This window comes from Mycobacterium sp. 852013-51886_SCH5428379, from assembly GCF_001665575.1.
GTDB lineage: Bacteria > Actinomycetota > Actinomycetes > Mycobacteriales > Mycobacteriaceae > Mycobacterium.
Window position 1 is genome coordinate 140,708 of the sequence record NZ_LZSU01000011.1, and the last position, 23,035, is coordinate 163,742.

At 68.8% G+C, this 23,035-nt stretch carries 23 protein-coding genes and 1 other annotated feature; of the genes, 5 read left to right on the forward strand and 18 right to left on the reverse strand.

Going from position 1 to position 23,035, the window contains the following annotated elements:
* Positions 1-4: 4 nt before the first annotated feature.
* Together A5757_RS03375 and A5757_RS03380 are read left to right on the forward strand one after the other, a co-directional pair.
* Complete coding sequence (locus A5757_RS03375) at positions 5-1,246, forward strand: glycosyltransferase family 4 protein (RefSeq protein WP_066828725.1); 1,242 nt, start codon at positions 5-7, stop codon at positions 1,244-1,246.
* A gap of 137 nt (positions 1,247-1,383) precedes the next feature.
* Positions 1,384-1,851: a hypothetical protein gene (locus A5757_RS03380; RefSeq protein ID WP_066828605.1), complete on the forward strand. Its 468-nt coding sequence runs from the start codon at positions 1,384-1,386 to the stop codon at positions 1,849-1,851.
* A gap of 12 nt (positions 1,852-1,863) precedes the next feature.
* Here the strand turns inward: A5757_RS03380 and A5757_RS03385 are convergent, their stop codons facing one another.
* A complete protein-coding gene (locus A5757_RS03385; RefSeq protein ID WP_066828607.1) occupies positions 1,864-2,601 on the reverse strand; it encodes an acyltransferase in 738 nt (245 codons plus the stop codon).
* Positions 2,602-2,710: 109 nt separating this feature from the next.
* Between A5757_RS03385 and A5757_RS03390 the strand changes: the two genes are divergently transcribed.
* Entirely contained in the window at positions 2,711-3,988 is a 1,278-nt protein-coding gene (locus tag A5757_RS03390; RefSeq protein ID WP_066828609.1) for a PQQ-binding-like beta-propeller repeat protein, read from the forward strand.
* A 2-nt stretch (positions 3,989-3,990) separates the two neighbouring features.
* Here the strand turns inward: A5757_RS03390 and A5757_RS03395 are convergent, their stop codons facing one another.
* The 8 genes from A5757_RS03395 to A5757_RS23075 all read right to left on the reverse strand — a co-directional run bounded on the left by A5757_RS03395 (position 3,991) and on the right by A5757_RS23075 (position 10,052).
* Positions 3,991-4,692: an esterase gene (locus A5757_RS03395; protein WP_066828611.1), complete on the reverse strand. Its 702-nt coding sequence runs from the start codon at positions 4,690-4,692 to the stop codon at positions 3,991-3,993.
* Positions 4,693-4,715: 23 nt separating this feature from the next.
* Positions 4,716-5,954, reverse strand: coding sequence for a class I SAM-dependent methyltransferase (locus A5757_RS03400; RefSeq protein WP_197497232.1), 1,239 nt, complete (start codon positions 5,952-5,954; stop codon positions 4,716-4,718).
* On the reverse strand, positions 5,888-6,868 hold the full coding sequence (locus tag A5757_RS03405; protein ID WP_066828613.1) for a class I SAM-dependent methyltransferase: 981 nt from the start codon (positions 6,866-6,868) through the stop codon (positions 5,888-5,890). Before A5757_RS03405 ends, A5757_RS03400 begins: the two co-directional genes overlap by 67 nt.
* On the reverse strand, positions 6,865-7,527 hold the full coding sequence (locus A5757_RS03410) for an enoyl-CoA hydratase (RefSeq protein ID WP_066828731.1): 663 nt from the start codon (positions 7,525-7,527) through the stop codon (positions 6,865-6,867). Before A5757_RS03410 ends, A5757_RS03405 begins: the two co-directional genes overlap by 4 nt.
* A gap of 2 nt (positions 7,528-7,529) precedes the next feature.
* Positions 7,530-8,372: an NUDIX hydrolase gene (locus A5757_RS03415; RefSeq protein WP_066828615.1), complete on the reverse strand. Its 843-nt coding sequence runs from the start codon at positions 8,370-8,372 to the stop codon at positions 7,530-7,532.
* The gene (locus A5757_RS03420; protein ID WP_156618143.1) at positions 8,369-9,235 is read right to left on the reverse strand and encodes an ABC transporter ATP-binding protein; all 867 of its coding nucleotides are present in this window, start codon (positions 9,233-9,235) and stop codon (positions 8,369-8,371) included. Before A5757_RS03420 ends, A5757_RS03415 begins: the two co-directional genes overlap by 4 nt.
* Positions 9,187-9,819 (reverse strand): YitT family protein, encoded by a 633-nt coding sequence (locus tag A5757_RS03425; protein WP_231983875.1) that lies wholly within the window; start codon positions 9,817-9,819, stop codon positions 9,187-9,189. The genes A5757_RS03420 and A5757_RS03425 overlap by 49 nt, the downstream gene beginning before the upstream one ends.
* 77 nt (positions 9,820-9,896) lie before the next feature.
* A complete protein-coding gene (locus A5757_RS23075; protein WP_156618145.1) occupies positions 9,897-10,052 on the reverse strand; it encodes a hypothetical protein in 156 nt (51 codons plus the stop codon).
* Between the two features lie 61 nt (positions 10,053-10,113).
* Between A5757_RS23075 and A5757_RS03430 the strand changes: the two genes are divergently transcribed.
* Positions 10,114-11,568, forward strand: a complete 1,455-nt coding sequence (locus tag A5757_RS03430) for a PLP-dependent aminotransferase family protein (protein ID WP_066828621.1) — start codon at positions 10,114-10,116, stop codon at positions 11,566-11,568.
* 4 nt (positions 11,569-11,572) lie between these two features.
* Here A5757_RS03430 and serB read toward each other — a convergent pair whose 3' ends face one another.
* Positions 11,573-12,799, reverse strand: a complete 1,227-nt coding sequence (serB, locus tag A5757_RS03435; protein ID WP_197497242.1) for a phosphoserine phosphatase SerB — start codon at positions 12,797-12,799, stop codon at positions 11,573-11,575.
* A gap of 28 nt (positions 12,800-12,827) precedes the next feature.
* Positions 12,828-14,576, reverse strand: a complete 1,749-nt coding sequence (gene ctaD, locus A5757_RS03440) for a cytochrome c oxidase subunit I (protein ID WP_066828733.1) — start codon at positions 14,574-14,576, stop codon at positions 12,828-12,830.
* Between the two features lie 204 nt (positions 14,577-14,780).
* On the opposite strand from ctaD, the gene A5757_RS03445 reads away from it, so the two are divergent.
* Entirely contained in the window at positions 14,781-15,836 is a 1,056-nt protein-coding gene (locus A5757_RS03445) for an iron-siderophore ABC transporter substrate-binding protein (RefSeq protein WP_066828625.1), read from the forward strand.
* Positions 15,837-15,986: 150 nt separating this feature from the next.
* Here the strand turns inward: A5757_RS03445 and A5757_RS03450 are convergent.
* From A5757_RS03450 to A5757_RS03485, 7 genes are all read right to left on the reverse strand, one after another.
* Positions 15,987-17,239, reverse strand: a protein-coding gene (locus tag A5757_RS03450; RefSeq protein WP_156618147.1) for an IS3 family transposase whose coding sequence is annotated in 2 segments (ribosomal slippage) — positions 15,987-16,945 and positions 16,945-17,239 — 1,254 coding nt in all. Because the reading frame shifts where the segments join, the coding sequence is not laid out codon by codon here.
* Positions 16,824-16,955: a sequence feature (AL1L pseudoknot), on the reverse strand. It overlaps the preceding gene by 132 nt.
* Positions 17,240-17,382: 143 nt before the next feature.
* A complete protein-coding gene (locus tag A5757_RS03460) occupies positions 17,383-18,420 on the reverse strand; it encodes an isopenicillin N synthase family oxygenase (RefSeq protein ID WP_066828628.1) in 1,038 nt (345 codons plus the stop codon).
* A complete protein-coding gene (locus tag A5757_RS03465) occupies positions 18,417-18,974 on the reverse strand; it encodes a hypothetical protein (protein ID WP_231983871.1) in 558 nt (185 codons plus the stop codon). The genes A5757_RS03460 and A5757_RS03465 overlap by 4 nt, the downstream gene beginning before the upstream one ends.
* A complete protein-coding gene (locus A5757_RS03470) occupies positions 18,971-19,801 on the reverse strand; it encodes an N-acyl homoserine lactonase family protein (RefSeq protein WP_066828630.1) in 831 nt (276 codons plus the stop codon). The genes A5757_RS03465 and A5757_RS03470 overlap by 4 nt, the downstream gene beginning before the upstream one ends.
* The gene (locus A5757_RS03475; RefSeq protein ID WP_066828632.1) at positions 19,801-21,381 is read right to left on the reverse strand and encodes an ABC transporter substrate-binding protein; all 1,581 of its coding nucleotides are present in this window, start codon (positions 21,379-21,381) and stop codon (positions 19,801-19,803) included. The genes A5757_RS03470 and A5757_RS03475 overlap by 1 nt, the downstream gene beginning before the upstream one ends.
* Positions 21,378-22,022 carry a cysteine hydrolase family protein gene (locus tag A5757_RS03480; protein ID WP_066828634.1) on the reverse strand — a complete coding sequence of 215 codons (645 nt, stop codon included), beginning with the start codon at positions 22,020-22,022 and terminating at the stop codon, positions 21,378-21,380. The genes A5757_RS03475 and A5757_RS03480 overlap by 4 nt, the downstream gene beginning before the upstream one ends.
* Positions 22,023-23,027, reverse strand: coding sequence for an ABC transporter permease (locus tag A5757_RS03485; protein ID WP_066828637.1), 1,005 nt, complete (start codon positions 23,025-23,027; stop codon positions 22,023-22,025).
* Between the last annotated feature and the right edge of the window lie 8 nt (positions 23,028-23,035).

Below are 23,035 nucleotides of genomic sequence, written 5' to 3' on the forward strand. Positions count from 1 at the left end.
CGACGTGAAGATCCTGCTCGTCTCGTGGGAGTACCCGCCGGTGGTCATCGGTGGGCTCGGTCGCCACGTCCACCACCTCGCCACCGATCTGGCCGCCGCCGGCCACGACGTCGTCGTGCTCGCGCGGCGTCCGTTCGACACCGATCCGAGCACCCACCCCACCACCGACGAGGTGGCCGAGGGCGTACGGGTCGTCGCCGCCGCGCAGGATCCACACGAGTTCGAGTTCGCCACCGACATGATGGCGTGGACGCTGGCCATGGGCCATGCGATGGTCCGCGCCGGGCTGGCGATCACCTCGCACGGCGCGCCGTGGCGACCCGACGTGGTGCACGCCCACGACTGGCTGGTCGCGCATCCGGCCATCGCGCTCGCACAGTTCCACGACGTGCCGTTGGTGTCGACCATCCACGCGACCGAGGCGGGCAGGCACGCGGGGTGGGTATCAGGTCGGGTCAGCCGTCAGGTGCACGCCGTCGAATCCTGGCTGGTGCGCGAAAGCGACGCCCTCATCACGTGTTCGGCGTCCATGCGCGACGAGATCTCGGCGCTGTTCGGCCCCGACCTCGCCGACGCCGGGGTCATCCCCAACGGCATCGACGCGCAGCGCTGGCCGTTCGCCCTGCGCCGGGAGCGCAGCGGTCCGCCGGAGCTGCTGTATCTGGGCCGCCTCGAGTACGAGAAGGGCGTGCAGGACCTCATCGCGGCGCTGCCGCGGATCCGGCGCGCGCATCCCGGCACCACCCTCACCATCGCCGGCGAGGGCACCCAGCAGGACCGATTGATCGAGCAGGCCCGCCGGCACAAGGTGCGCCGGGCCGTGACCTTCGCCGGTCATCTCGGCCACGACGATCTGGTCGCGACACTGCACCGTGCCGACGTCGCAGTGCTGCCGAGCCATTACGAACCGTTCGGCATCGTCGCGCTGGAGGCCGCGGCCACCGGCATACCGCTGGCCACCGCGAACGTCGGCGGACTCGGCGAAGCCGTCATCAACGGTCATACCGGGGTGTCGTTCCCGGCCCGCGACGTGCCCGCGATCGCCGCTGCCGTCTGCGCGGTGCTCGACGACCCGGCCGCGGCACAGCAGCGGGCGATCGCCGCTCGCGACCGGCTGACATCGGACTTCTCCTGGCCGATGATCGCCGAGCAGACCGTCGCGGTCTACCTCGACGCCAAGCGGGGCGAACGCATGCCGCTGGCCCGGTTGCCGATCGCCGAACAGGCACTGCCTGGCCGCTCCTGAACGGACCAGGAAATCTCACCAGTCACATTCGTCACAATTTGCACGTTTATCACATCCGTATCACGGGGAAGTCTCTTTTCGGAGCTTCGGCTCGCCGGAAACACCACACCGAAAACAGCACGAAAAGGACTCCTCGAATGAACACCGTGCTCTATGCCAGCCCGAACGGCGTCGTCTACGAAACCGATGCGTACAGCAAGTCCGAAATCGTCGAACTCATCGACGACCACGGGCTGGAGAATCTGTCGAGCCACGACCGGCAATTCGATTTCTGGTTCACCCCGTCGACCCGGCGCTGCCAGCAGGTCAACCGCCGCGCAATCGAACTGCTGCTCGCGACGACGTGCTTCACCGCGCGCACCGTCCCTCTGCTGCGCGGCGCCGTCGTGGTGGCCACTCACGACGCCGACGGTGACCTCGACGGTCTGAGCTGGGAGCAACTCGACGCGCTCGCCGAGGCCAGCCGGACGCTGACGAAGCGGGACCTGCGGATCCTCGAGCGCCGCATCGAACGAGCCGACCGCAAGCTGCGCCGTCCCGCGAAGCCGGCCGTCGCCGCCGTCCCGGCCGCCGAGGGCGTCATTCAGCTGCCGGTGCGGCACTGATCACCGGTCTGCTCAGCGCGCTGCTTTCTTCCGCTCGATATCGGCCAGAGCCGCGGCCAATTCGGCACGCTGAGCCGCCGAAGTCTCCCATGCGAGTTTGCGGTTCTTGACCACCTTGGCCGGAGCGCCGACCGCGATCGAATAGTCGGGGATGTCGCCCTTGACCACCGCGTGCGCGGCCAGCACACACCCCCGGCCGACCGTCGTTCCGCGTAACACGGTCACTTTCGTCGCGACCCACGTGTCGGGACCGATCCGCACCGGGCTTTTCACGATCCCCTGATCTTTGATGGGCAATTCGATGCTGTCCATGCGGTGGTCGAAATCGCAGATGTAGCACCAGTCCGCCATCAACACCGAGTCCCCGAGCTCGATGTCGAGATAGGTGTTGATGACGTTGTCGCGGCCCAGTACGACTTTGTCCCCGATCCGCAGCGATCCTTCATGGGCGCGGATCGTGTTCTTGTCGCCGATGTGCACCCACCGGCCGATCTCCATCTGGGCGAGTTCGGGCGTCGCCTGGATCTCGACGTGCTTACCCAGGAACACCATGCCGCGGGTGATCACGTGCGGATTCGCCAGCTTGAACTTCAGCAGCCGCCAGTACCGCACCAGATACCACGGGGTGTAGGCGCGGTTGGCGATCACCCATTTGAGCGACGCACGCGTCAGGAAGCGGGCCTGACGCGGGTCACGCAGGCGGGAACCCCGCCAGCGCTTGTGCAACGGTGCGCCCCACATCGTCGTCATGGCCGCAAAGCCTACGCGAGCCCCATCGCGGCCCGGGTTACCCTCACGTGGGCTCCGCACGGCCACCGCCCGGTGGCGCCGGCGAGTTCGAGCGACGAGAAAGGACACCGTGTTCCGGCGATTCCTGGTGCTGGCGACAACGGCGCTCTCCGTCTTCGTACTGGCTGGATGCGGTGACGACACGACCTGGGTCGAAGCTCGCGCGGCGTCGGGGTGGCCCGCCCAGTACGGCGACGCCGCCAACAGCAGTTACGCCGACGTCGACGGCGCCGACTCACTGGAACTCGAATGGAGTCGGTCGGTCAAGGGCACGCTCGGCGCCTCCGTGGCGTTGGGCTCGAGCGGATACCTCGGCGCCAACGCCCAGACCCCGGACGGCTGCTCGCTGATGGTGTGGGAGAGCGACAACGACGGCCGGCAGCGCTGGTGCACGCGGCTGGTCCAGGGCGGCGGTGGCGCCAGTCCGCTGATGGACGACTTCGACAACCTCTACGTGGGACAGCCCGGGACGATGTTGGCCTTCCCGACCACCCAGTGGTACCGCTGGCGGCGCCCGGTGATCGGAATGCCGACCACCCCGCGCATCCTGTCGGGCGGTCAGCTCCTCGTGGTCACCCATCTGGGCCAGGTGCTGGTGTTCAACGCGCACCGCGGGACTGTCGAGGGCGCGCCGCTGGATCTGGTGATTGTGGATCCGACCGACTCCGGGCGCGGTCTCGAGGACTGCGCGGCGGCCCGCCCCGAGTGCCCGGTGGCCGCCGCACCCGCGTTCTCGGCGACCGGGAACGTCGTCGTGCTCAGCCTCTGGGAACCCGGCGCCGAGGCGCCCGTGCTCGTCGGGCTGACCTACCGGCCCGGCCGCACGCCGCTGCTGTCGCGGGAGTGGACCTCGGATGCCGTCGCCCGCGGCCCCCTGGCCAGTCCGGTGCTCTCCGGTGACGGCGCAACGGTCTACGTCAACGGCCGCGACGGGAAGCTGTGGGCGCTCGACACCGCCGACGGATCGGCGAAGTGGTCGATCCCGCTGGACTACCAGGCCCAGACACCGCCTTCGGTGTCCCCCGATGGACTCATCCTCGCCGGCGGCGGACCGGAGGCGAGACTGACCGCGGTCCGAGACCGCGGTGACCGCGCCGAGGTGGTGTGGACCCGCGAGGACGTCGAACCGCTCACCACGTCCAGCCGCGCCGGGGACGTCGCCTACGCGGTCACCCGCGACGGCCGCGGGCAGACGCTGCTGGTGTTCGATCCCGCCGACGGCCGCACCGTGAACAGCTACCCGCTGCCGGAGGCGACCGGTTTCCCGGTGGGAGTGTCGATCGGTCGGGACGGCCGGGTGGTCGCGGCCACCAGCGACGGGCAGGTCTACGGGTTCGCGCCCGCCTGAGTTCAGGGCAGCGCGAGGACCGAGGCGAGCGCCGTACGCGGGATGGTGGCCTGGACGGCTCCGGCCGCCTCGGGTAGCAGCTCGCCCTGGCCGAAGTAGAACGTGATGTCCTCGTCGGTGATCGAGAAGTTCTGGTAGTTCTTCGGATCCATCCCGTCGCCGGGCAAGACGGGCTGCTCGGTGCCGGTCGTGCTCTGCAGCTTGTCCTGCACCGCGGGGAACACCACGTCCAGCGGGCGGGACTCTGGACGGAACAGCGTGTCGAACGTGACCGGCGCCTTGGCGGCCAGATCATAATTGAACGCCTTGTACCAGGTCTGCGGGTGCGCGCCGCCGACGTTCTGGTAGATCTCCAGCACCAGGCTCTGGGTGCCGTTCGGCGCGAGCCCGGAGTGCTTGGCCGTGCCGTTGACGTCCAGGACGTAGGGCAGACCGCGCGAACCCGGCATCTCGGAGACGTTGACGAAGCCGTCACGGGTCTGGATCAGATAGGCCGAGACCGCCTGCTCGTCGGGGTAGCCGGCCGGAAAGTCGAAATCGAGTGTGTAGTTCGGGGTCGCGGCGTGCACCTGGCAGCTTTGCGTGCTGTCCAGCGCACCGCCGAGCTCGGCGCACGCCGTCTGCGCCGACGCGACGCCGGCACCGGCGGAACCGGTCAGCACGGCGGCGGTCAGCAGTGCCGCGAACGAAGTCAGTCGAGTCATCAGCCGCCAGAGTACGTGGTGTCCTAGTGTGACGGCCGACATAGGAACGCCGTTGCCCGGCTTGCGGTCCCGCTGCCAAGCCGGGTGATGACCACCGACAGCCGGGCGCTGCCGCGCGGTTTGAGCCGCTTGCGCAACGCATCGGGGTCGACATCGACACCGCGGACCAGGATCTCGACCGCGCCGCCGTCGTGCGCATGCAGCGCCTGACGCAGCCGGCGCTCGTGGAAGGCCAGCTGCTCGATCACCTCGAAACCCCGCACGCCGGTAGGCAGCCGGTCGCCGGACAGGTAGGCGATCGCGGGGTCGAGCTGCCATAGCCCGTGCCGGGCCGCGTAGTGACGCACCAGACCAGCGCGCACGACCGCGCCGTCCGGATCGATGATCCAACGACCGGCCGGGGCGACGTCACAGTCGTCGGGCTCGGCATCCGTGAGCTCCTCGCCGGTGTCCAGCAGCGCGGCTCTACGGGTGACCGCGGGCGAGCTCAGTTCCGCCGACCACAGGCAGGCTTCGCGGACCCCGCCGCCGGCGGAGACCACCTCGATCTCGCCGGTGGAGCCGAGCCGGCGTACGGCGTCGAAATCGATTCCGGGAGCGCACTTCACGACGTGCGGGCGACCGCGGTAGAGGTCGAGGACCGCGTCCAGCGGCGGGGTGTATGCGGCCGGATCGAACGTGCGGCGACCGCCGCTCCTGCGCGCCGGATCGAGTACGACGACGGTGTCGCGGGTGACCGGATGCAGGGCGTCGGCACGGCACAGCATCACGCCGCCACCACCGAGTTCGGTGTTGTGTCGAGCCATCGCGAGCCGCACCGGATCGATGTCGCTGCCCACCACCAGATCCGCGTGCCGGCGCAGGGTCACCAGTTCCGCGCCGATCGAACAGGTCGCGTCGTGGACGCGGGCACCGGCCAGCCGCATCGCCCGGTGTTCGGCGACAGGCGTCGCGGTGGCCTGCTGCAGCGCCTCGTCGGTGAACAGCCAGTCCTCGGCTCCGGACAGCTTGGCCGCCGCCCGCCGCCGCAGTCGCACGGTCTCGGCGAGAACGGCGGCGCGATCGCCGAAACGTGTTCGGAGCGCTGCGATGTCGGCGATGAGGGCATCGCCGGTCAGTGCGCGCTCCGCGGTGACGCGCAGGGCCTGTGCGCCGTCGTCGCCGCGCAGGTAGGCGACCGCGTCAATGTCGAACGTTACGACGGTTTGACCCCGGTGACCATCACGTTGTAGAACCAGCCCTTCGGCACGACGCGCCGCCACACGTTGGCGTCCACCCAGCTCAGCGACGTCCAGCTGTTGAACGCGAATTTGGCCCAGCCCCAACCCAATCGCTCGGGCGGCACGGCGGCCTCGAACGTGCGGACCGGCCAGCCCAGCATGGCGGCGGTGAATTCTTCACTGGCCGTATGGACTTCGACGGCGCCGGCGGAGCGGGCCATCTTCTCCAGATCGGCCGGATCGAAGGTGTGCAGGTCGACGACGGCCTCCAGCGCGGCGGCGCGCGACGACTCGTCGAGTTCGGTCTGCGGCCGCCGCCAGCCCGACAGCACGGGCAGTTTGGTGACGTTGGTGGTGATCCGCCAGGTGAGCGTGGACAGTTCGCGGGCGTACCGGTTGCCCACGGTGGTCGGCTCGCCGGCGAAGATGAAGCGGCCGCCGGGTTTGAGCACCCGGACCACCTCGCGCAGCGACAGTTCGACGTCGGGGATGTGGTGCAGCACGGCGTGACCGACGACGAGGTCGAAGGTGTCATCCTCGTACGGGATGCCTTCGGCGTCGGCGACCCGACCGTCGATGTCCAGGCCGAGTGACTGTCCGTTGCGGGTGGCGACCTTGACCATGCCCGGCGACAGATCGGTCACCGAACCGCGCCGCGCCACCCCGGCCTGGATCAGGTTGAGCAGGAAGAAGCCGGTGCCGCAGCCCAGTTCCAGCGCCCGGTCATACGGCAGCTCGCGCTGGACCTCGTCGGGGACGGCGGCGTCGAAGCGGCCCCGGGCGTAGTCGATGCAGCGCTGGTCGTAGCTGATGGACCACTTCTCGTCGTAGGTCTCGGCCTCCCAGTCGTGGTAGAGCACCTGGGCGAGTTTGGAGTCCTTGAGCGCGGCTTCGACCTGCTCGGCCGTCGCGTGCGGGTTGGACGCGGGCAGATCGGTGTGGTCGATACTCGTCATGGCTGGCAGCCTAACCGGCCGTCGCCGAATGCGGCTTTGGCGGCAGCGAGCACGTGGGGCGGATGCTCGGCGAACTGCGCGGCCCAGGTCAGCGCGGCCTCGTAGACGGTGTCCGGGGCGACCAGCTCGTCGATCAGTCCGATGGCGTGGGCCTCCTCGGCGCCGACGAAGCGTCCGGAGAAAACCAGGTCCTTGGCCTTGCCGGCGCCGATCGCGCTGGTCAGCCGGGCGGTGGCGTCCTGGCTGGGGGCCTGTCCGGCGAGGATCTCGGTGGAGCCGACCTTGATGTTGTCGCCGCTGATCCGCCGGTCGGCGGCCAGCGCGAGGGTCAGGCCCGCTCCCAGGGCGTATCCGGTGACCGCGGCGACCGTCGGCTTGGGGATGGCCGCCACCGCGGTCACGGCCCGCGCCGCGATCTCCCGGTACTGGCCGGCATCGAGGGTGCGCAGCGCCGGGAAGTCGTCGCCGGCGGAGAAGATCTCGTGGCCGCCGAACAGGATCACCGCGCTGATGTCGTCGCGGGCGGCCAGTTCGTCGGTCGCGTCCAGGAGTTCGAGATAGATCTGGCGGGTCAGCGCGTTGGTCGGCGGGCGCGAGAGCAGCAGGGTCGCGACCCCGGGCTGTTCGTCGCTGGTGTGGACGCCCACGAACTCCCGCACCGTCACTCGGTCGGTTTCCCGGTCGCTTCGCTCCTGCCCTCCGGTGACCGGTGGTTGCGCGCCGCGTTGTAGCGGTCGCTGTCGAAGAACTCGATCTCCCAGTTCCCGCCGCCCGCAGACAGCGTGGGTTCGATCGCTTCGATCCGGCGTTCGACGGCCAGCACCTCGGCCACCGTGCGGCCGGCCAGCGCGTCGAGCTGGGTCCAGGTGGGGGGCAGCAGGAACGAGCGGCCCGAGGAGAAGTCCTCCAGCGCCTCCTCCGGGGTGATCCAGCCGGCCTTGTCGGTCTCGGTGTTCTCGCCGTCGGCCCGTTGCCCCTCGGGCAGGGCGCCGACGAAGAAGTAGGTGTCGTAGCGGCGGGTGCGCTCCTCCTTGGGGGTCACCCAGTTCGCCCACGGCCGCAGCAGGTCGGTGCGCAGCACCAGCTTTTCGTCGTGGAGGAAATCGGCGAAGGACAGCGACCGGTCGGCCAGCGCCTGCCGGGCGTCGCGGTAGACCGAGGCGTCGTCGACCAGGACGTCCTCGTCGTCGGCGGCGCCGGCGAACAGCACGCCGCACTCCTCGAACGTCTCGCGGGCGGCGGCGCACACCAGCGCCCGGGCCAGTTCCTCGTCGGTGCCGAGGCGGTCGGCCCACCAGTCGGCACCGGGTCCGGCCCAGGCGATGTCGGCGTTGCGGTCGCGGTCGTCGACGCCCCCGCCGGGAAACACCATCACCCCGGCGACGAACTCCATGCCCGCGTGGCGGCGCATGAGAAAGACCTCGTTGCCCGCGGCGTCGCGGGCCGGGCGGATGAGCATCACGGTGGCCGCCGGCCGCGGGACCAGTGGATCGGATTCGGTCATGATCGCCTCCTGTGCGCCGCGCGGGTGCGGGTGCGGCGGGCGAAATAACGCCCGTCGATGATGTCGAGCGCGATCGACTGTCCGAACGCCTTCGACAGGTTCTCGGCGGTGAGCACATCGGTCAGCAGGCCGGCGTCGACCACCTCGCCTTCCGACAGGAGCAGGCAGTGGCTGAAGCCCTGCGGGATCTCCTCGACGTGGTGGGTCACCAGCACCATGGCCGGGGCGTCGGGGTCGGCGGCCAGATCGGCCAGCCGCGCCACGAGTTCCTCGCGGCCGCCCAGGTCGAGGCCGGCGGCGGGTTCGTCGAGCAGCAGCAGTTCCGGATCAGTCATCAGGGACCGGGCGATCAGCACCCGTTTGCGTTCACCCTCGGACAGAGTGTCGTAGACGCGTTCGGCCAGATGCTCGGCGCCGACGCTTTCCAGCATCTCCACGGCCTGCAGGTAGTCGACGTCCTCGTACTGTTCACGCCAGCGTCCCAGCACGGCGTACCCGGCCGACACGACCAGATCCCGCACCACTTCACCGGGCGGAATTCGTTGCGAGAGAGCAGAACTGGCCAGGCCTACGCGGGAACGCAGTTCGGCCATGTCGGTGCGGCCGAGCCGCTCCCCCAGCACGAAGGCGGTCCCCGACGACGGGTGCTCCATGGCGGCGGCGATGCGCAGCAGCGATGTCTTACCCGCGCCGTTCGGCCCGATGACCACCCAGCGTTCGTCGAGTTCGACGGCCCAGGTGACAGGTCCGACCAACTTCTGACCACCGCGTCGCAGCGTGACCTCGGCGAAGTCGATCAGCAGGTCCCCGTCGGTCAGACTGTCGGCTGAATCTTCTTCCGGCACTCGACCATGGTGCCGCATCCGACCACCGTGTCGCGCTGCGGGTCGGATGCCGCGCACGCTTCCGCCCATCCGCTGACCGCGAGCACCCGCCGTGGTGTCAGCCGGAGGAACAGCTGCACCAGCGGTCCGATGCCGAACGCGTAGGCCACCGTCCCCACCCCGACCGTGCCGCCGAGCAGCCAACCCGCGGACAGCACCGTGGCCTCGATGGCCGTGCGCACGACCCGCACCGACCAGCCGGTGCGGGCCACCAGGCCCGTCATCAGCCCGTCGCGCGGCCCCGGCCCGAGGCCTGCGCCCACATAGAGGACGGTGCTGACGGCGTTGAGCACGACGGCGCCGACCATCCACGACACCTGCACCGGCAGGGTCTGCGCGGCGGGCAGCACCCGCAGGCAGGCATCCACGGTCACCGCGATGACCACGACATTGGCCACGGTCCCTATGCCAGGCCGGTTACGCAGCGGGATCCAGGCCAGCAGCACCACGACGCCGACGACGGCGGTGGCGGCCCCGATGCTCATCGGGGTGTGCAGGGCCAGACCCTGGTGGAAGACGTCCCAGGGGTCAAGGCCGAGTCCGGCGCGGATCATGACGGCCATCGAGAAGCCGTAGCCGATCAGGCCGACCAGCAGCGCCGATCCGCGCAGGGCCGCGACCCGGACCCGCCGGGCGCGGGTCACGCGTGGTCCGGAAAGCGGGCGCGGATGGCGTCCAGTTCCTGCCGCACCCGTCGCACATCGCCGTCCAGTTCGCCGCCGGGCACGTCGCCAGGGCGATACGTCAGCAGATCAGCCAGTCCACTTCCAAGTTTTGATATCCAGTTCGAAGCCATTCTGCAATGATCCCGGCGATTTGGTTGCCTTCAAATAGCCAGTTCAGCGATACTGGCTTCAATGACTGTCGACATTCCGGTCCGCGCACTCGACGTGGACCGCCTGGTGCGCGAACTCGGCAACTGGCGGACGTCCAGTTCGAGCGGTCCGGTATATCAGGGGCTGGCGGACGGGATTCGGATGCTCCTGATCGACGGCCGCATGCCGGTCGGCGCCCGGCTCCCCAGCGAACGGGCACTGGCCGATGCGCTGCGGGTGTCGCGCACGACGGTCACCGCCGCCTACGCCCAGCTGCGCGACGAGGGCTATCTGCACGCGCGGCGGGGCGCACGCAGCACCACGGCGCTGCCCACCGGCGCGGTTGCCGCGGCGCCCGTTGCCGCAGGCGCCCCGGGCTCCGGGCTGGTCAGCCTGGCCAATGCGGCAATGGCGGCCCCGGCCGACGCCGTACACGCTGCATTCACGACCGCCGCGCAGCAGGTCGCGTTCTATCTGCACGGCGTCGGCATCGAGCTGGCCGGGCTCACCCCGCTGCGCGAGGCGATCGCCGCCAGGTACTGCGCCCGCGGGCTGCCCACCGAACCCGACGAGATCATGGTGACCACCGGGGCGCTGCACGCCATCGGGCTGATTCTGGCCACCTACACCGAGCCGGGCGACCGGGTGCTGGTCGAGCAGCCGACCTATCACGGCGCCATCGCCGCGATCTCCACCGCGGGGGCCCGGCCGGTGCCGGTGGCCCTCGGCGACGACGGCTGGGATCTGGGCGCCGTCCACGCCGCGGTCCGACAGCTCGCGCCCAGCCTGGCCTACCTCGTCCCCGACAATCAGAATCCCACCGGGCTGACCATGCCCGAGGCCCAGCGGCACGAACTCGCGGCGCTGGTGGCCGAAACCCGCACCAGGACGATCATCGACGAGACGATGTCGGAAGTGTGGCTGGACCGGCCGGTGCCGCCCCCGGTCGCGGCCGTGATGACCAAGCGGCGCGATCTGGTGCTGACCACGGGCTCGATGTCCAAGTCGTTCTGGGGCGGTCTTCGCATCGGCTGGATCCGCGCCGACCGGGCCACTCTGGCCACTGTCGCCGCACTGCGCCCGTCGATCGACATGGGCACCCCGATCCTCGAGCAGCTCGCCGCCGCCGAACTGCTGCGGATCGCCGACGAGGTGCTGCCCGCACGCCGGGAGATCCTGCGCACGCGCCGGGCGAAGATGCTCTCGCTACTCGCCGAGCGGCTGCCGGACTGGCAGCCCTACCCCAGCGGCGGTGGACTCGCGCTGTGGGTGCGGTTGCCCGCTCCGATGAGTTCGGCACTGTCGGCTGCGGCGTCCAGGATGGGGCTCGATATCCCGCCCGGTCCGCGATTCGGCGTCGACGGCTCCCTGGAGCGGTTCCTGCGAATCCCTTACACGCTGCCGCCGGACGAGATGACCGAGGCGGTCGATCTGCTGGCCCGCGTGTGGGCGACCGTCACCGGGGCTGCGCCCGAGCGGCACGCGGTGGTGGTCTAGAACCTCAGTCGTCGATGGCGACGCGGCGCAGCAGCCCATCGTGGGCGTCGGCGGCCTCGATCTCGCCGCGGGTGATGCCGAGCAGGAAGAGCACCGTGTCCAGGTACGGATGGCTCAACGATGCGTCGGCCACCTCGCGCAGGGCGGGTTTGGCGTTGAACGCCACGCCCAGACCCGCCGCGGTCAACATGTCGATGTCGTTGGCGCCGTCGCCGACGGCCACGGTCTGCTCCATCGGCACCCCGACCTGCTGGGCGAAGTCGCGGAGCGCCTTCGCCTTCCCGGGCCGGTCGACGACCTCGCCGACGACGCGGCCGGTCAGCAATCCGTCGACGATCTCGAGTTCGTTGGCCGCGACGAAATCCATCATCAGTTCGTGGGCGAGCGGTTCGATCACCTGGCGGAAGCCGCCGGAGACGATGCCGCAGTGGAAGCCCAGGCGGCGCAGGGTGCGCAGGGTGGTCCGGGCACCGGGGGTGAGCTGAATCTGGTCGGCGACGTCGTCGAGCACCTGGGCGGGCAACCCGGCCAGAGTCGCCACGCGGCGGTGCAGCGATTCGGCGAAGTCGAGTTCGCCCCGCATGGCCGCCTCGGTGACCTCCGCGACCGCGGCTTCGGCGCCGGCCCGCGCGGCCAGCATCTCGATGACCTCGCCCTGGATGAGCGTGGAGTCGACGTCGAAGACGATCAGCCGTTTGGCGCGCCGCGTGAGGCTGTAGTCCTCGAGCGCGATGTCCACGCTCTCCTCGACGGCCACCCGGGCCAGCGCCTGCTGCAGCTGCGGGTAGGCCGCGCCGCTCGGTACCGACACCCGCATCTCCAGTCCGGTGACCGGATAGTCCGAGACCCCGCGGATGGTGTCGATGTTGACGTCGAGCGCCGCGACCTCACGTGACACCGCGGCGAACGATTCGGCGGTGATCGGCCTGCCGAGCACCACGATGGTGTGCGTGGACGGTCCGCGCATCACCGGCGTGTCCCGGCTTCGCTCGATCGTCACTTCGAGCCCGACGCCGTGGATGGCCTCCTCGACGTCGGGCCGCAGTGCGGGACCGTCGGCGACTTCCGGTGGCGCGGCCAGCAGCACGGCCAGCGTGAGCCGCCGGCGTACCACCACCTGCTCGACGTTGAGGAGTTCGACGGCGTGCCGGCTCAATACGTCGAACAGCGCCGACGTCACGCCGGGTTGATCGACCCCGGTGACGGTGATCAGCACCGACACCTTGGATATCGCGTTCACCCCCGCGACGCCCCGCCGCTCAGCTGCGGTCGGGTTCGGTCCGCGGTCCGAAGCCCTCGGGTGATTCGAGCGCCGTCGCATGCTTGCCGATGTGCGCCTCGGCGCGCATCCGCTCGACCATGTGCGGGTAGTGCAGCTCGAACGCTGGACGCTCCGAACGGATGCGGGGCAACTCGGTGAAGTTGTGCCGCGGCGGCGGGCAGCTGGTGGCCCACTCGAGCGAGTTGCCGTAGCCCCACGGATCGTCGACCGTCACCGGCTCGCCGTAGCGCCAGCTCTTGAAGATGTTCCAGACGAACGGGAGCATCGACAGGCCGAGGATGAACGCGCCGATGGTCGACACCACGTTGAGCGTCGTGAAGCCGTCCGACGGCAGGTAGTCCGCGTAGCGGCGCGGCATGCCTTCGTCACCCACCCAGTGCTGCACCAGGAACGTGGTGTGGAAGCCGATGAAGGTCAGCCAGAAGTGCAGCTTGCCCAGGCGCTCGTCGAGCAACCGGCCCGTCATCTTCGGGAACCAGAAGTAGATCCCCGCGTAGGTGGCGAACACGATCGTGCCGAACAGCACGTAGTGGAAGTGCGCGATGACGAAGTAGCTGTCGGTCACGTGGAAGTCCAGCGGCGGGCTGGCCAGCAGCACGCCCGACAGGCCACCGAGCAGGAAGGTGATCAGGAAGCCGACCGAGAACAGCATCGGTGATTCGAACGTCAACTGCCCCTTCCACATCGTGCCTATCCAGTTGAAGAACTTGATCCCGGTGGGCACCGCGATGAGGAACGTCATGAACGAGAAGAACGGCAGCAGCACGGCTCCGGTGGCGTACATGTGGTGCGCCCACACCGCGACCGACAGCGCCGCGATCGCGATCGTCGCGTAGATCAACGTGGTGTAGCCGAAGATCGGCTTACGGGAGAACACCGGGAAGATCTCACTGACGATGCCGAAGAACGGCAGCGCGATGATGTACACCTCGGGGTGGCCGAAGAACCAGAACAGGTGCTGCCAGAGCAGGACACCGCCGTTGGCCGGGTCGTAGATGTGGGCGCCGAGGTGGCGGTCGGCGGCCAGGCCGAACAGCGCAGCCGTCAGGATCGGGAAGGCCAGCAGCACCAGGATCGACGTCACCAGGATGTTCCAGGTGAAGATCGGCATCCGGAACATCGTCATACCCGGGGCGCGCATGCAGACCACGGTGGTGATCATGTTGACGCCGCCGAGGATGGTGCCCAGACCGCCGACGGCCAGGCCCATGATCCAGAGGTCGCCACCGGCACCCGGCGAGTGGATCGCGTCGGTCAGCGGCGAGTACGCCGTCCAGCCGAAGTCCGCGGCGCCGCCGGGGGTGATGAACCCGCCGAGCGCGATGAGCGCGCCGAACAGGAACAGCCAGAACGAGAAGGCGTTGAGCCGCGGGAACGCGACGTCGGGCGCGCCGATCTGCAGCGGCAGCACCAGGTTCGCGAAGCCGAACACGATGGGCGTCGCGTAGAACAGCAGCATCACCGTGCCGTGCATGGTGAACAGCTGGTTGTACTGCTCGTTCGACAGGAACTGCAGACCCGGCATCGCCAACTCGGTCCGCATGAACAGCGCCATCAGCCCGCCGATGAGGAAGAAGGCGAAGCACGCGACGCAGTACATGATGCCGATCAGCTTGTGATCGGTCGTCGTGATCAGCTTGTAGATCAGGTTGCCCTTGGGGCCGAGTCGCTCGGGGAACGGACGCCGTGCCTCGAGTTCTCCGATCGGGGGCGCTTCGGCTACCAAGAGGTCCTCCAAAGAATCATGTCGGGGATTCCCCGCCTTGCTCGTATGAATCGTAACTCCCTGACCGCCCCGGGTCAGCCTGGGTCCTACAAACCGTCGTATTCGCACCGCCGGTTCGGTGAACACAGTGGTCCGGCGCCAGATGTTACCGTCGGCCCCGTGCTGATCGGCAGAGCCAGGAAGCGTGGGCACACCGCGCCGTCGATGGCGCTCACGGCGGTGCTGGCGGTCTCTCTCGCGGGCTGCGGCTCGCTCGGTGGGCAGGCGGAGTCGCCAGTGCCCATGACCGAGCCGATGACCTCGGTGATCACCAGCACCACTGAGATCGCCGACGCCACAGTGCTCGGCAACGGCCGTCGCCCCGACGAATCGTGCGCCCCCGAGCCGGCGGCGGTGGACCCCGGTCCCCCGGAGCGTCCCGTCAGCCACGCGGCGGGCGAGACAATGGTGGGCGCCGACCCACAGCGCATCGTGGTCCTGGCCGGAGATCAGCTCGACGCGCTGTGCGCGCTGGGACTGCAGGGCCGGATCGTGGCGGCGGCGCTGCCCGACGGCAGTGACGCCCAGCCGTCGTATCTGGGCACGGTCGTCCATGAGCTGCCCGCGGCCGGCACCCGCAGCGCACCCGACGTCGAGGCGATCCGCGCGGCGGCCCCCGACCTCATTCTCGGTTCGGCGGCGCTGACCCCGGCGCTGTTCGGCGAGCTCTCCGGGGTCGCCCCGACGGTGTTCACCGGCCCGGCCGGCGCGGACTGGCAGAACAACCTGCGGATCGTCGGCGCGGCGACCGGCCGCTTCGACGCCAGCGGCGGGCTGATCGACGGCTTTCGCGACGAAGCCCGGCGCGCCGGCGCCGCCAATGACGCCACGCACTTCCAGGCCTCGGTGGTGCAACTGACCGATACCGCCCTGCGGGCGTACGGCGAGAATACCTTCGCAGGCTCGGTACTGGCCGAGGTCGGCCTGGACCGGCCACCCGCCCAGCGATTCACCGACGAGCCCTACGTCGAGGTGGGCACCGGCGACGACGCCGATTACAAGATCGCTGAGGGCGACATCGTCTACCTGTCTTTCGCCTCACCGCAGGCCCGGGACTCCGCGACCGACGTTCTCGACAGTGCGGCCTGGCGGGCGCTGTCGGCGGCGAAGGACGACCGCGTGTTCGCCGTCAACAACGAGGTGTGGCAGACCGGGGAAGGCATCGTGGCCGCGCGCGGGATCGTCGCCGATCTGCGCTGGGTGAACGGTCCGATCAACTAGCGGCCAGTCGACGAACACTCCCCCGGGAATCCGCTGCGGGCTGTGGATAACTCGATTCGGTGTCGGCAAGTTGCCTCATGTCAAGATGCGCGCGAAGGGTGGTTCGTTGCCTCACGAGAGTGAACCGTCCTGGTCTGGATGGGACCTCGGTTAAGCCACCTCCCGCTCGGAGGCGACGGTGTCACGGTAGCGGTTCTCGTAGTCGACCGGTGAGAGATAGCCGAGTGACGAGTGCAGGCGGGCGGTGTTGTACCAATGCACCCAGCTGGCGGTTTCGCGTTCGACCTCGGTGCGGCCGGTCCAGGATTTCTGGCGGTCGATCAGCTCGGTCTTGTACAACCCGATTGCTGATTCCATCAGCGCGTTGTCCAGGGCGTCACCGACTGAGCCGATCGAGCCGGCGATGCCGGAGTCGCGTAGCGCGTCGGTGAACGCCAGCGAGGCGTATTGGCTGCCGGCATCGGAGTGGTGGACCAAACCTGTTGTGGTGAAACGGAAATCAGTTCTGCGTCGGGTGAACACCGCCTGTTCGAGAACACTGCTCACCAGGGGGGTCGCCTTGGTTGACATCACCCGCCAGCCCAGGATCCGCCGTGAGAACACATCGACGCAGAACGCGGTGTAGACGAACCCGGCCAGGGTCCAGGTGTAGGTGAAATCGGCCACCCACCATTGATCCGGACGTGCTGGCAGGCCCCATTGCCGCTCGATCAGATCGGGGTGCCGGGGCGCGATGGGGTCGACGGTGGTGGTGATCGTGCGCCGCTTGCGGCGCACCGCCCCGGAGATCCCGCAGATACCCATCAGCCGGCCCACCTGGTCCCGGCCCACGTCGTGACCTGCGTGTTTCATCGCACGCCAGAGCTTGCGGACCCCGTAGAGCCGCCGGTTCTGCAGATGCAGCTGGTGCACGGTGTTGGCTGCGTGCGCCTCGGCCCACGCGGCGTCGCTGACCGGGCCGCGGGCCTTGGCCGCGTAGTAGGTGGACGGGGCGATCGGCATGTCGTGCTCGGTGAGCACGGTGCAGATCGGGTCGACCCCGAAACGGTCCCGGTAGGCGTCGATGTACTCGACGATCACCGCAGTCGGCGGTCGACCTCCGCCGCGGCGAAAAACGCCGACGCTGTCTTGAGAATCTCGTTGACCCTGCGCAATTCAGCGTTCTCCTTGCGCAGCGCCGCCAACTCAGCAGACGGGTCCTGGCCATCGGCGTCCAGCGCGGGCGGGCTACTGAAATGGCGGTCCTCGACCCAGTTGCGCAACGTCGCCTGATTGATCCCCAGCAGCTCCCCGACATGGCGACGAGCCGCCAACTTCGAGTCATCGGTCTGTGCGAGCCGGTCCTGATACATCCGTACCGCCCGCTCACGGGTCTCTGAGTCGAACTTCCTCGGCGCAGCCACAACCACATCCTCCTGGTGCGATCACGATCTCCACCAGACCCAGGACGGTTCACGAGCCGCCCGGGTCCACCGCGCCCCACCCGAACCGCAACCCCACCCCAACCACGGCGACGACCCGCCACCCTTTTAGGACTGAGTTACCGCTAGTCGACCCGCTGCAGCGCCTGTCGGCCAAACTGCCCGAGTTCCAGTGAGCCGTCGGGCAATACCAGTTCACCGCTTTCCAGCCGCCGGCGCAGATAGGCGAACGATTGCGCCGTCTGTGCGAACAGGTGCTCACCCGCCCGCAGCGGGGTGCGCGGCCGATCATCGCGCGCCGCGAACTGCGGCAGCGGCTTGACCTCGGTGTGGTAATCCACGTTGAAGAACAGCGGAAACGAGTACCGCTCCTCCTTGACCTTGCGCACCCGGTGGCTGGTCGCGACGAACGTGCCGTTGGTCCACAGCTCGAGCATGTCGCCGACGTTGACGACGAATGTCCCTGGCACCGGCGGTACATCGATCCATTCGCCTGCGCCGTTGAGCACCTCGAGGCCGGGGGCGGTCGGTTTGAGTAGCGTGAAGCACTCGTAGTCGGTATGCGCGCCGATCCCCAGGTGGTCCTCGGCGTCGGGGTTGTACGGATAGTGCACGAGCCGAAGCTGACTCGGCGTCTTCGTCGCGTACCGGGAGAACACGTCTGGGTCCTCCCCCAGCGCGACGGCGAAGGCGCCCAGCAGCAGCTTGCCGACCCCGAGGACGGCGTCGTAGTAGGCGGTCACCGCCTCGGCGAACCCCGGCAGGTCGGGCCAGGTGTTCGGGCCGAGCATCGGGTTGCCCGCGAGATGATCCGGGTCGTCCGCGGGCAAGTCGAGCGCCGTGTCGAAAGCCTCCTTCAGATCGGGGACCCCGCTTTCCACCCCCTCCTCCCCCACCGGCACATATCCGCGGTGGCAGCGGGACAGGCCGATGTAGCTGCGCATCTTCTCCTCGAGCGGCAGCGCGAAGAACTCCTGCGTGGCGGCAAGCATCCGGTCGAACAGCGCGTCGTCGATCCCCGAGCCGCTGATGTAGAAGAACCCGACGTCGCGGGCGGCCGCACCCAGTTCGGCCGCCACCCGTTCGCGGTCGGCCGGGTCGGCCGACCGCAGCCCACTGATGTCGATGATCGGCACCGAGGTGAACGATGTTGCGCCGCTCATAGTTCCACGTCTCCTTCGTCGCTCGATACGCTCCACACAGATCCGTCGGCGTGGAGCTGTCCGTCGATCAGGCCTGGGGCCAGCGCGACCCATCGCGGGCCGTCCACCCGCTCGATCGTCACGCCCTGCGGTGTCGCCCAGCCGAACATGTCGCCCACCCGCAGCAGGAGCGCCGTGCCCTGCGCCGAGCTCAGCGTCAAAGACCACACCGGCGATCCGCGTCCGGGATCGCGGACCCAGTGTTCGACGTAGGAGGCGTGCACCCCGGTCTCGACGAGGACATCGCCGTCGCGCCGCATGGTCCCGACATCGGGGTCGGATTGCGGCGGCCCGATGTCGATGTCGCGCTGCCACTCGAAAACGTCACCGCGTCGGTGCAGAACGCCGGCGAAGCCGCGGGAGTCCGCATACGTCGAGAACGCCTGCAGCCACACCACACCGGTGCCGGTGTCCCGCGATCCGTCGGGTTCGATCAGCAGCGTTCGCCGCCACAGCCCCGTGCAGTCGCCGAGCGGCCCAGCGGTCCGGTCCGCGCTCAGGTCCAGTTCCGTCACGCCGAGAACCGCTGGTGGAAGTGCTCGGTCAGTTCCGGCCAGACGTGCGGATCGTGGCCGGGGATCAGCGGATATCCCTTGTCGGCGGCCAGCTTCTTGAGCCGTCGGATGGGTTCCACCGTCTCCTGCGGGTCGACGTCGATGTAACCGCCGATCGCCAGCTCCTGGTCGATGTTCTCCGTCAGATCCGCGGCGTCGAAGGCGAACACGAACCCGTCCCCGCCGACCGACGCGTCCAGTTCGACCATGAAGCTCTGGTGTCCGGGCGTGTGTCCGTAGGTCGGGATCGCGGTGACGCCCGGCGCCACCTCTGCCTCCCCGTCGGCCAGCCGCCAGTCGATGCGCGGATCGTCGAAATCGACTCGCACGATGGCGTTGTGCTCGGGTGCGGGGTGGTTGGCCAATCCGTATTCGAGCTCCCGGCGCTGGGCGTGTACCGGCACCCGGCCGGCGAACAACTTCAGTCCGCCGGCGTGATCGTGGTGCAGGTGGCTGACGGCCACCGTGTGGATTTCGTCGATGTCGACGCCGACCTCCGCGAGGCGCTGTTCGATCGGCTCCCCGGGCCCCGGCAGCACCGGCCGGTACTCCACCGTCGGGAAGAACCGTCGCGCGAGATACGGATCCCGCACCAGCGCGGTGTTGAATCCGGTGTCCAGCAGCACCCAGCCGCCGTCGGTCTGCAGCAGCACCCCGGGCACCGGTTCGCGCATCCGCTCCTCCGGAGGGGCGCCGTACACGCTGACCGATTTCGGCAGTTCCTCCCAACCGAGGGTCAGCAGGATGATGCGCCGGACGCCCCGTTTACCGACCAGGGTGGCCGCCATCAGGCGACCGACAGTTCGAACAGCCGCAGCGAGTTCGGATTCGTCACCACGTGCGCGGCCTCGACGCCCTTGAGCCACGGCTGCGCGACGACGAAGTCGTCGACGTCGGCGATGTTGAGCCAGCAGCCGGTGTCCAGGGCGGCCGCGGCGGCCTCCGAGAACATTTGCGGATCACCGCTTTCCAGGCCGCGGTTGAGCGCCTCGGTGACCGGCGGCGCCGAGCAGCCGAGGTAGTTCAGTCCGCCGTCGGCGTCCCATGTGATGTGGCCCCACGTGTAGGGCGAGGGCGCGTCCGGCCACGCGGTCGAGGTGAGGATGTCCGGCGCGTTGGGGGCGTCGTTGCCGATCCAGGCGTAGATCTCCGAGGTCGGGTAACTCTGCACCTTGGCGTCGAGCCCCGCGGCTGCCAACTGGGTCTGAATGAGGTTGTTGATCAGCTGGTTGTCGGGGTTGCTCGAGTCGTAGCCGACGGTCACCGTCTTCTGATCGGCAGGCAGATTGGCGACGATGCCCGACAGGATCGACGGATCGTGGGTGATGTCCTGCTTGGCCAGGTCTGGCGCGATCATGTTGGGCGGATAGATCTGTGCGGCCTTCTCGCCACGACCGAAGTAAGTCTGCTTGACCAGGGTGTCGACGTCGATGGCCTGCAGCAGCGCCATGCGGTTCTTCGGATCGGTGAACATGCCCCGCCGCGGGTTCACGTAGAGGTAGTTCGACATCATCGTCGGCAGTGAATAGTTCGCGAACTTGTCGTCGTTCAGGTAGGACTCCACCGCCGACGACGGAAGATCGTGCAGGATCGCCGCGATCTGGCCGTTGTTGAACTGCAACTGCTGTGCCGAGACGTCGGTGATCACCGGGATCTCGACCTGCTCGAAATACGGCTTGTCGCCCCAGTAGTCGGGGTAGGCGGCCAGCGCGTAGCGCGATCCGACCTCGGCCGCGGTCAGGGTGTAGGGCCCGGTGCCGAGGTCGTGGTTGGTCAGGTAGCTCTGGGCGTGGTCGGTGCCGGCGTGGGCCTGCAGCCCGGTGGGACTGAGCATGCGCGGGCCGTACGGGCAGGCGATGTAGTCCAGGAACGCCGAGTTCGGTTCCTTGAGCGTGATGGTGACGTCGTAATCGCCCTGCGTGGTGATGGATTCGACGTCCTTGACCATGTAGGCCGGGCCCTGGTCGACGGCGAGCCTGCGGTCGAAGGACGCCTTGACCGCCGCGGACGTGAACGGGGTGCCGTCGTGGAACGTGACGCCTTCGCGCAGCTTGAAGGTGAAGACGCGATGGTCCGGTGATTCGGTCCACTCGGTGGCCAGCAGCGGTTCGATCTCCGGCTTCTCGGTGCCGCCCTTGTACTGCAGCAGGCCTTCGTAGACGTTGGTGGTCAGCAGTAGGCCCTGGCCGGCGTAGAAGACATCGGGGTCCGGCGGCTGGCCCGGGTCCTGCAGGAACGACACGTGCAGCACTTTGTCGGTCGGCGCCGCGTTCGGCGCACCACCGCCGGAATCCGAACCGCCGCAGGCGGTCACCGTCAACGCGGCGGCGGCGCCGAGCGCAGCGATGGTTTTGAGGCGACGGATCATCGTGCGGCTCCTTGGAGGACGGGTGCGGGGGTCAGTTCGCGGAAGGCGGAGAGGATCTCCTCGGTGGTGCGCATGGCACCGATCTGCAGGTACTCCATCGCGTCGAGTGCGGCGTCGTGGCGGTACTGCGAGGAGCCGCCGACGCAGTCGGTGACCACCCGCACGTAGTAGTCGCGCTGATGTGCGTCGGCGAAGGTGTAGTGCACACACACGTCGGTCAGACCGCCGATGAGGATCAGGGTGTCGGCCTTGAGACCGCGCAGCACGATGTCGAATTCGGTGCCGATGAACCCGGAGTACCGCCGCTTGACGATGTGGAACTCGCGGTCGTCGCGGTCGGGCAGCGGCCGCAGCGACGGTTCGAGATCGGTGCCGGGGCGACCCTCGACGCAGTGCTCGCCCTCCACCCCGTCGAGTTCGCGACCGAAGTCGACGCCGCTGGGCCGGTGCACCTCCTGGAAGAACACCACCGGGATCTGCGCGTCGCGGGCGGCGGCCACCAGCCGTTCGGCGCGGGCGACCCGGTCGGCGTGCCCGGGCATGTGGTCGATGCCCACCTCGGCGGCGGGCATGCTGCCGGCCTGTTGGATGTCGACCACCACGAGCACGGGATTGCCCACGATGAGTGGTTGTTTCGGCACTTATCCTCCTCTGACGGCGATACGCGGATCGGCGGCGGCCTGTAGGAGGTCGACCGCGGTGTTGATGAAGACATAGAGGGCGCCGAGCATCAGGGTGACGCCCGCGATGGCCGGGAAGTCGGCGACGGGGATGCTCTGCGCGATGTACTGCCCGATTCCCGGCCACCCGAAGACCTGCTCGACGACGAGCACTCCGGAGAACATCAGGCCGATCTGCAGGCCGGTCATCGACAGCGCGGCACCGATGGAGTTGCGCAGGACGTGACCGACCGTGATCCGCGGTTCGGAAAGACCCTTGGCGCGAGCGGTTCTCGCGTAGTCGCTGTCCGCGTCGCCGAGCAGACTCGAGCGCAACACCCGGCCGATCGCCACGGCCGGGCCGAGGGCGATCACCAGGGCGGGCAGGATCAGGTGGTGCAGCGCGTCGGCGAAAACGTCGAAGCGGCCGTGCAGCAGGCCGTCGACGGTGAGCAGCCCGGTGGGGCCGGCCGGCGGGTTGGCAACGGCGATGCGGCCGTTGGCCGGAACCCAGCCCAGCTGCTGGTAGAACACGATCAGCCCGAGGATGCCCAGCAGGAACATCGGTGCCGACGATCCGGTGAACAGCACCGCCCGCAGTACGGCCGAGCCGCGCCACTTCAGGGTGGTGCTGAATGCCAGCAGTGCGGCGAGCAGCAGTGCGATGGCCATCCCGAACAGTGCGAGTTCCAGTGTGGCGGGCAGGAAGTCACCGAGGTCGGAAGCGACGGGGTGCCTGGTGCGGTAGGAGGTGCCGAGGTCACCGGTCACCGCGCCGGTCAGATAGTTCCAGAACTGCACCAACACGGGCTCGTTGAGTCCCAGCGCCTCCCGGCGCGCGGCCACGGCCTCCTGGGACGCCTGCGCGCCCAGCTGGGCCTTCACCGGGTCCAGCGGGGAGACGTTCTGCAGAACGAACATCACCCCGGTCAACGCGACGAGGATGGCCACCATCGCCGCCAACCGCGTCGTCACGAATGCACGCATGGCCCGAC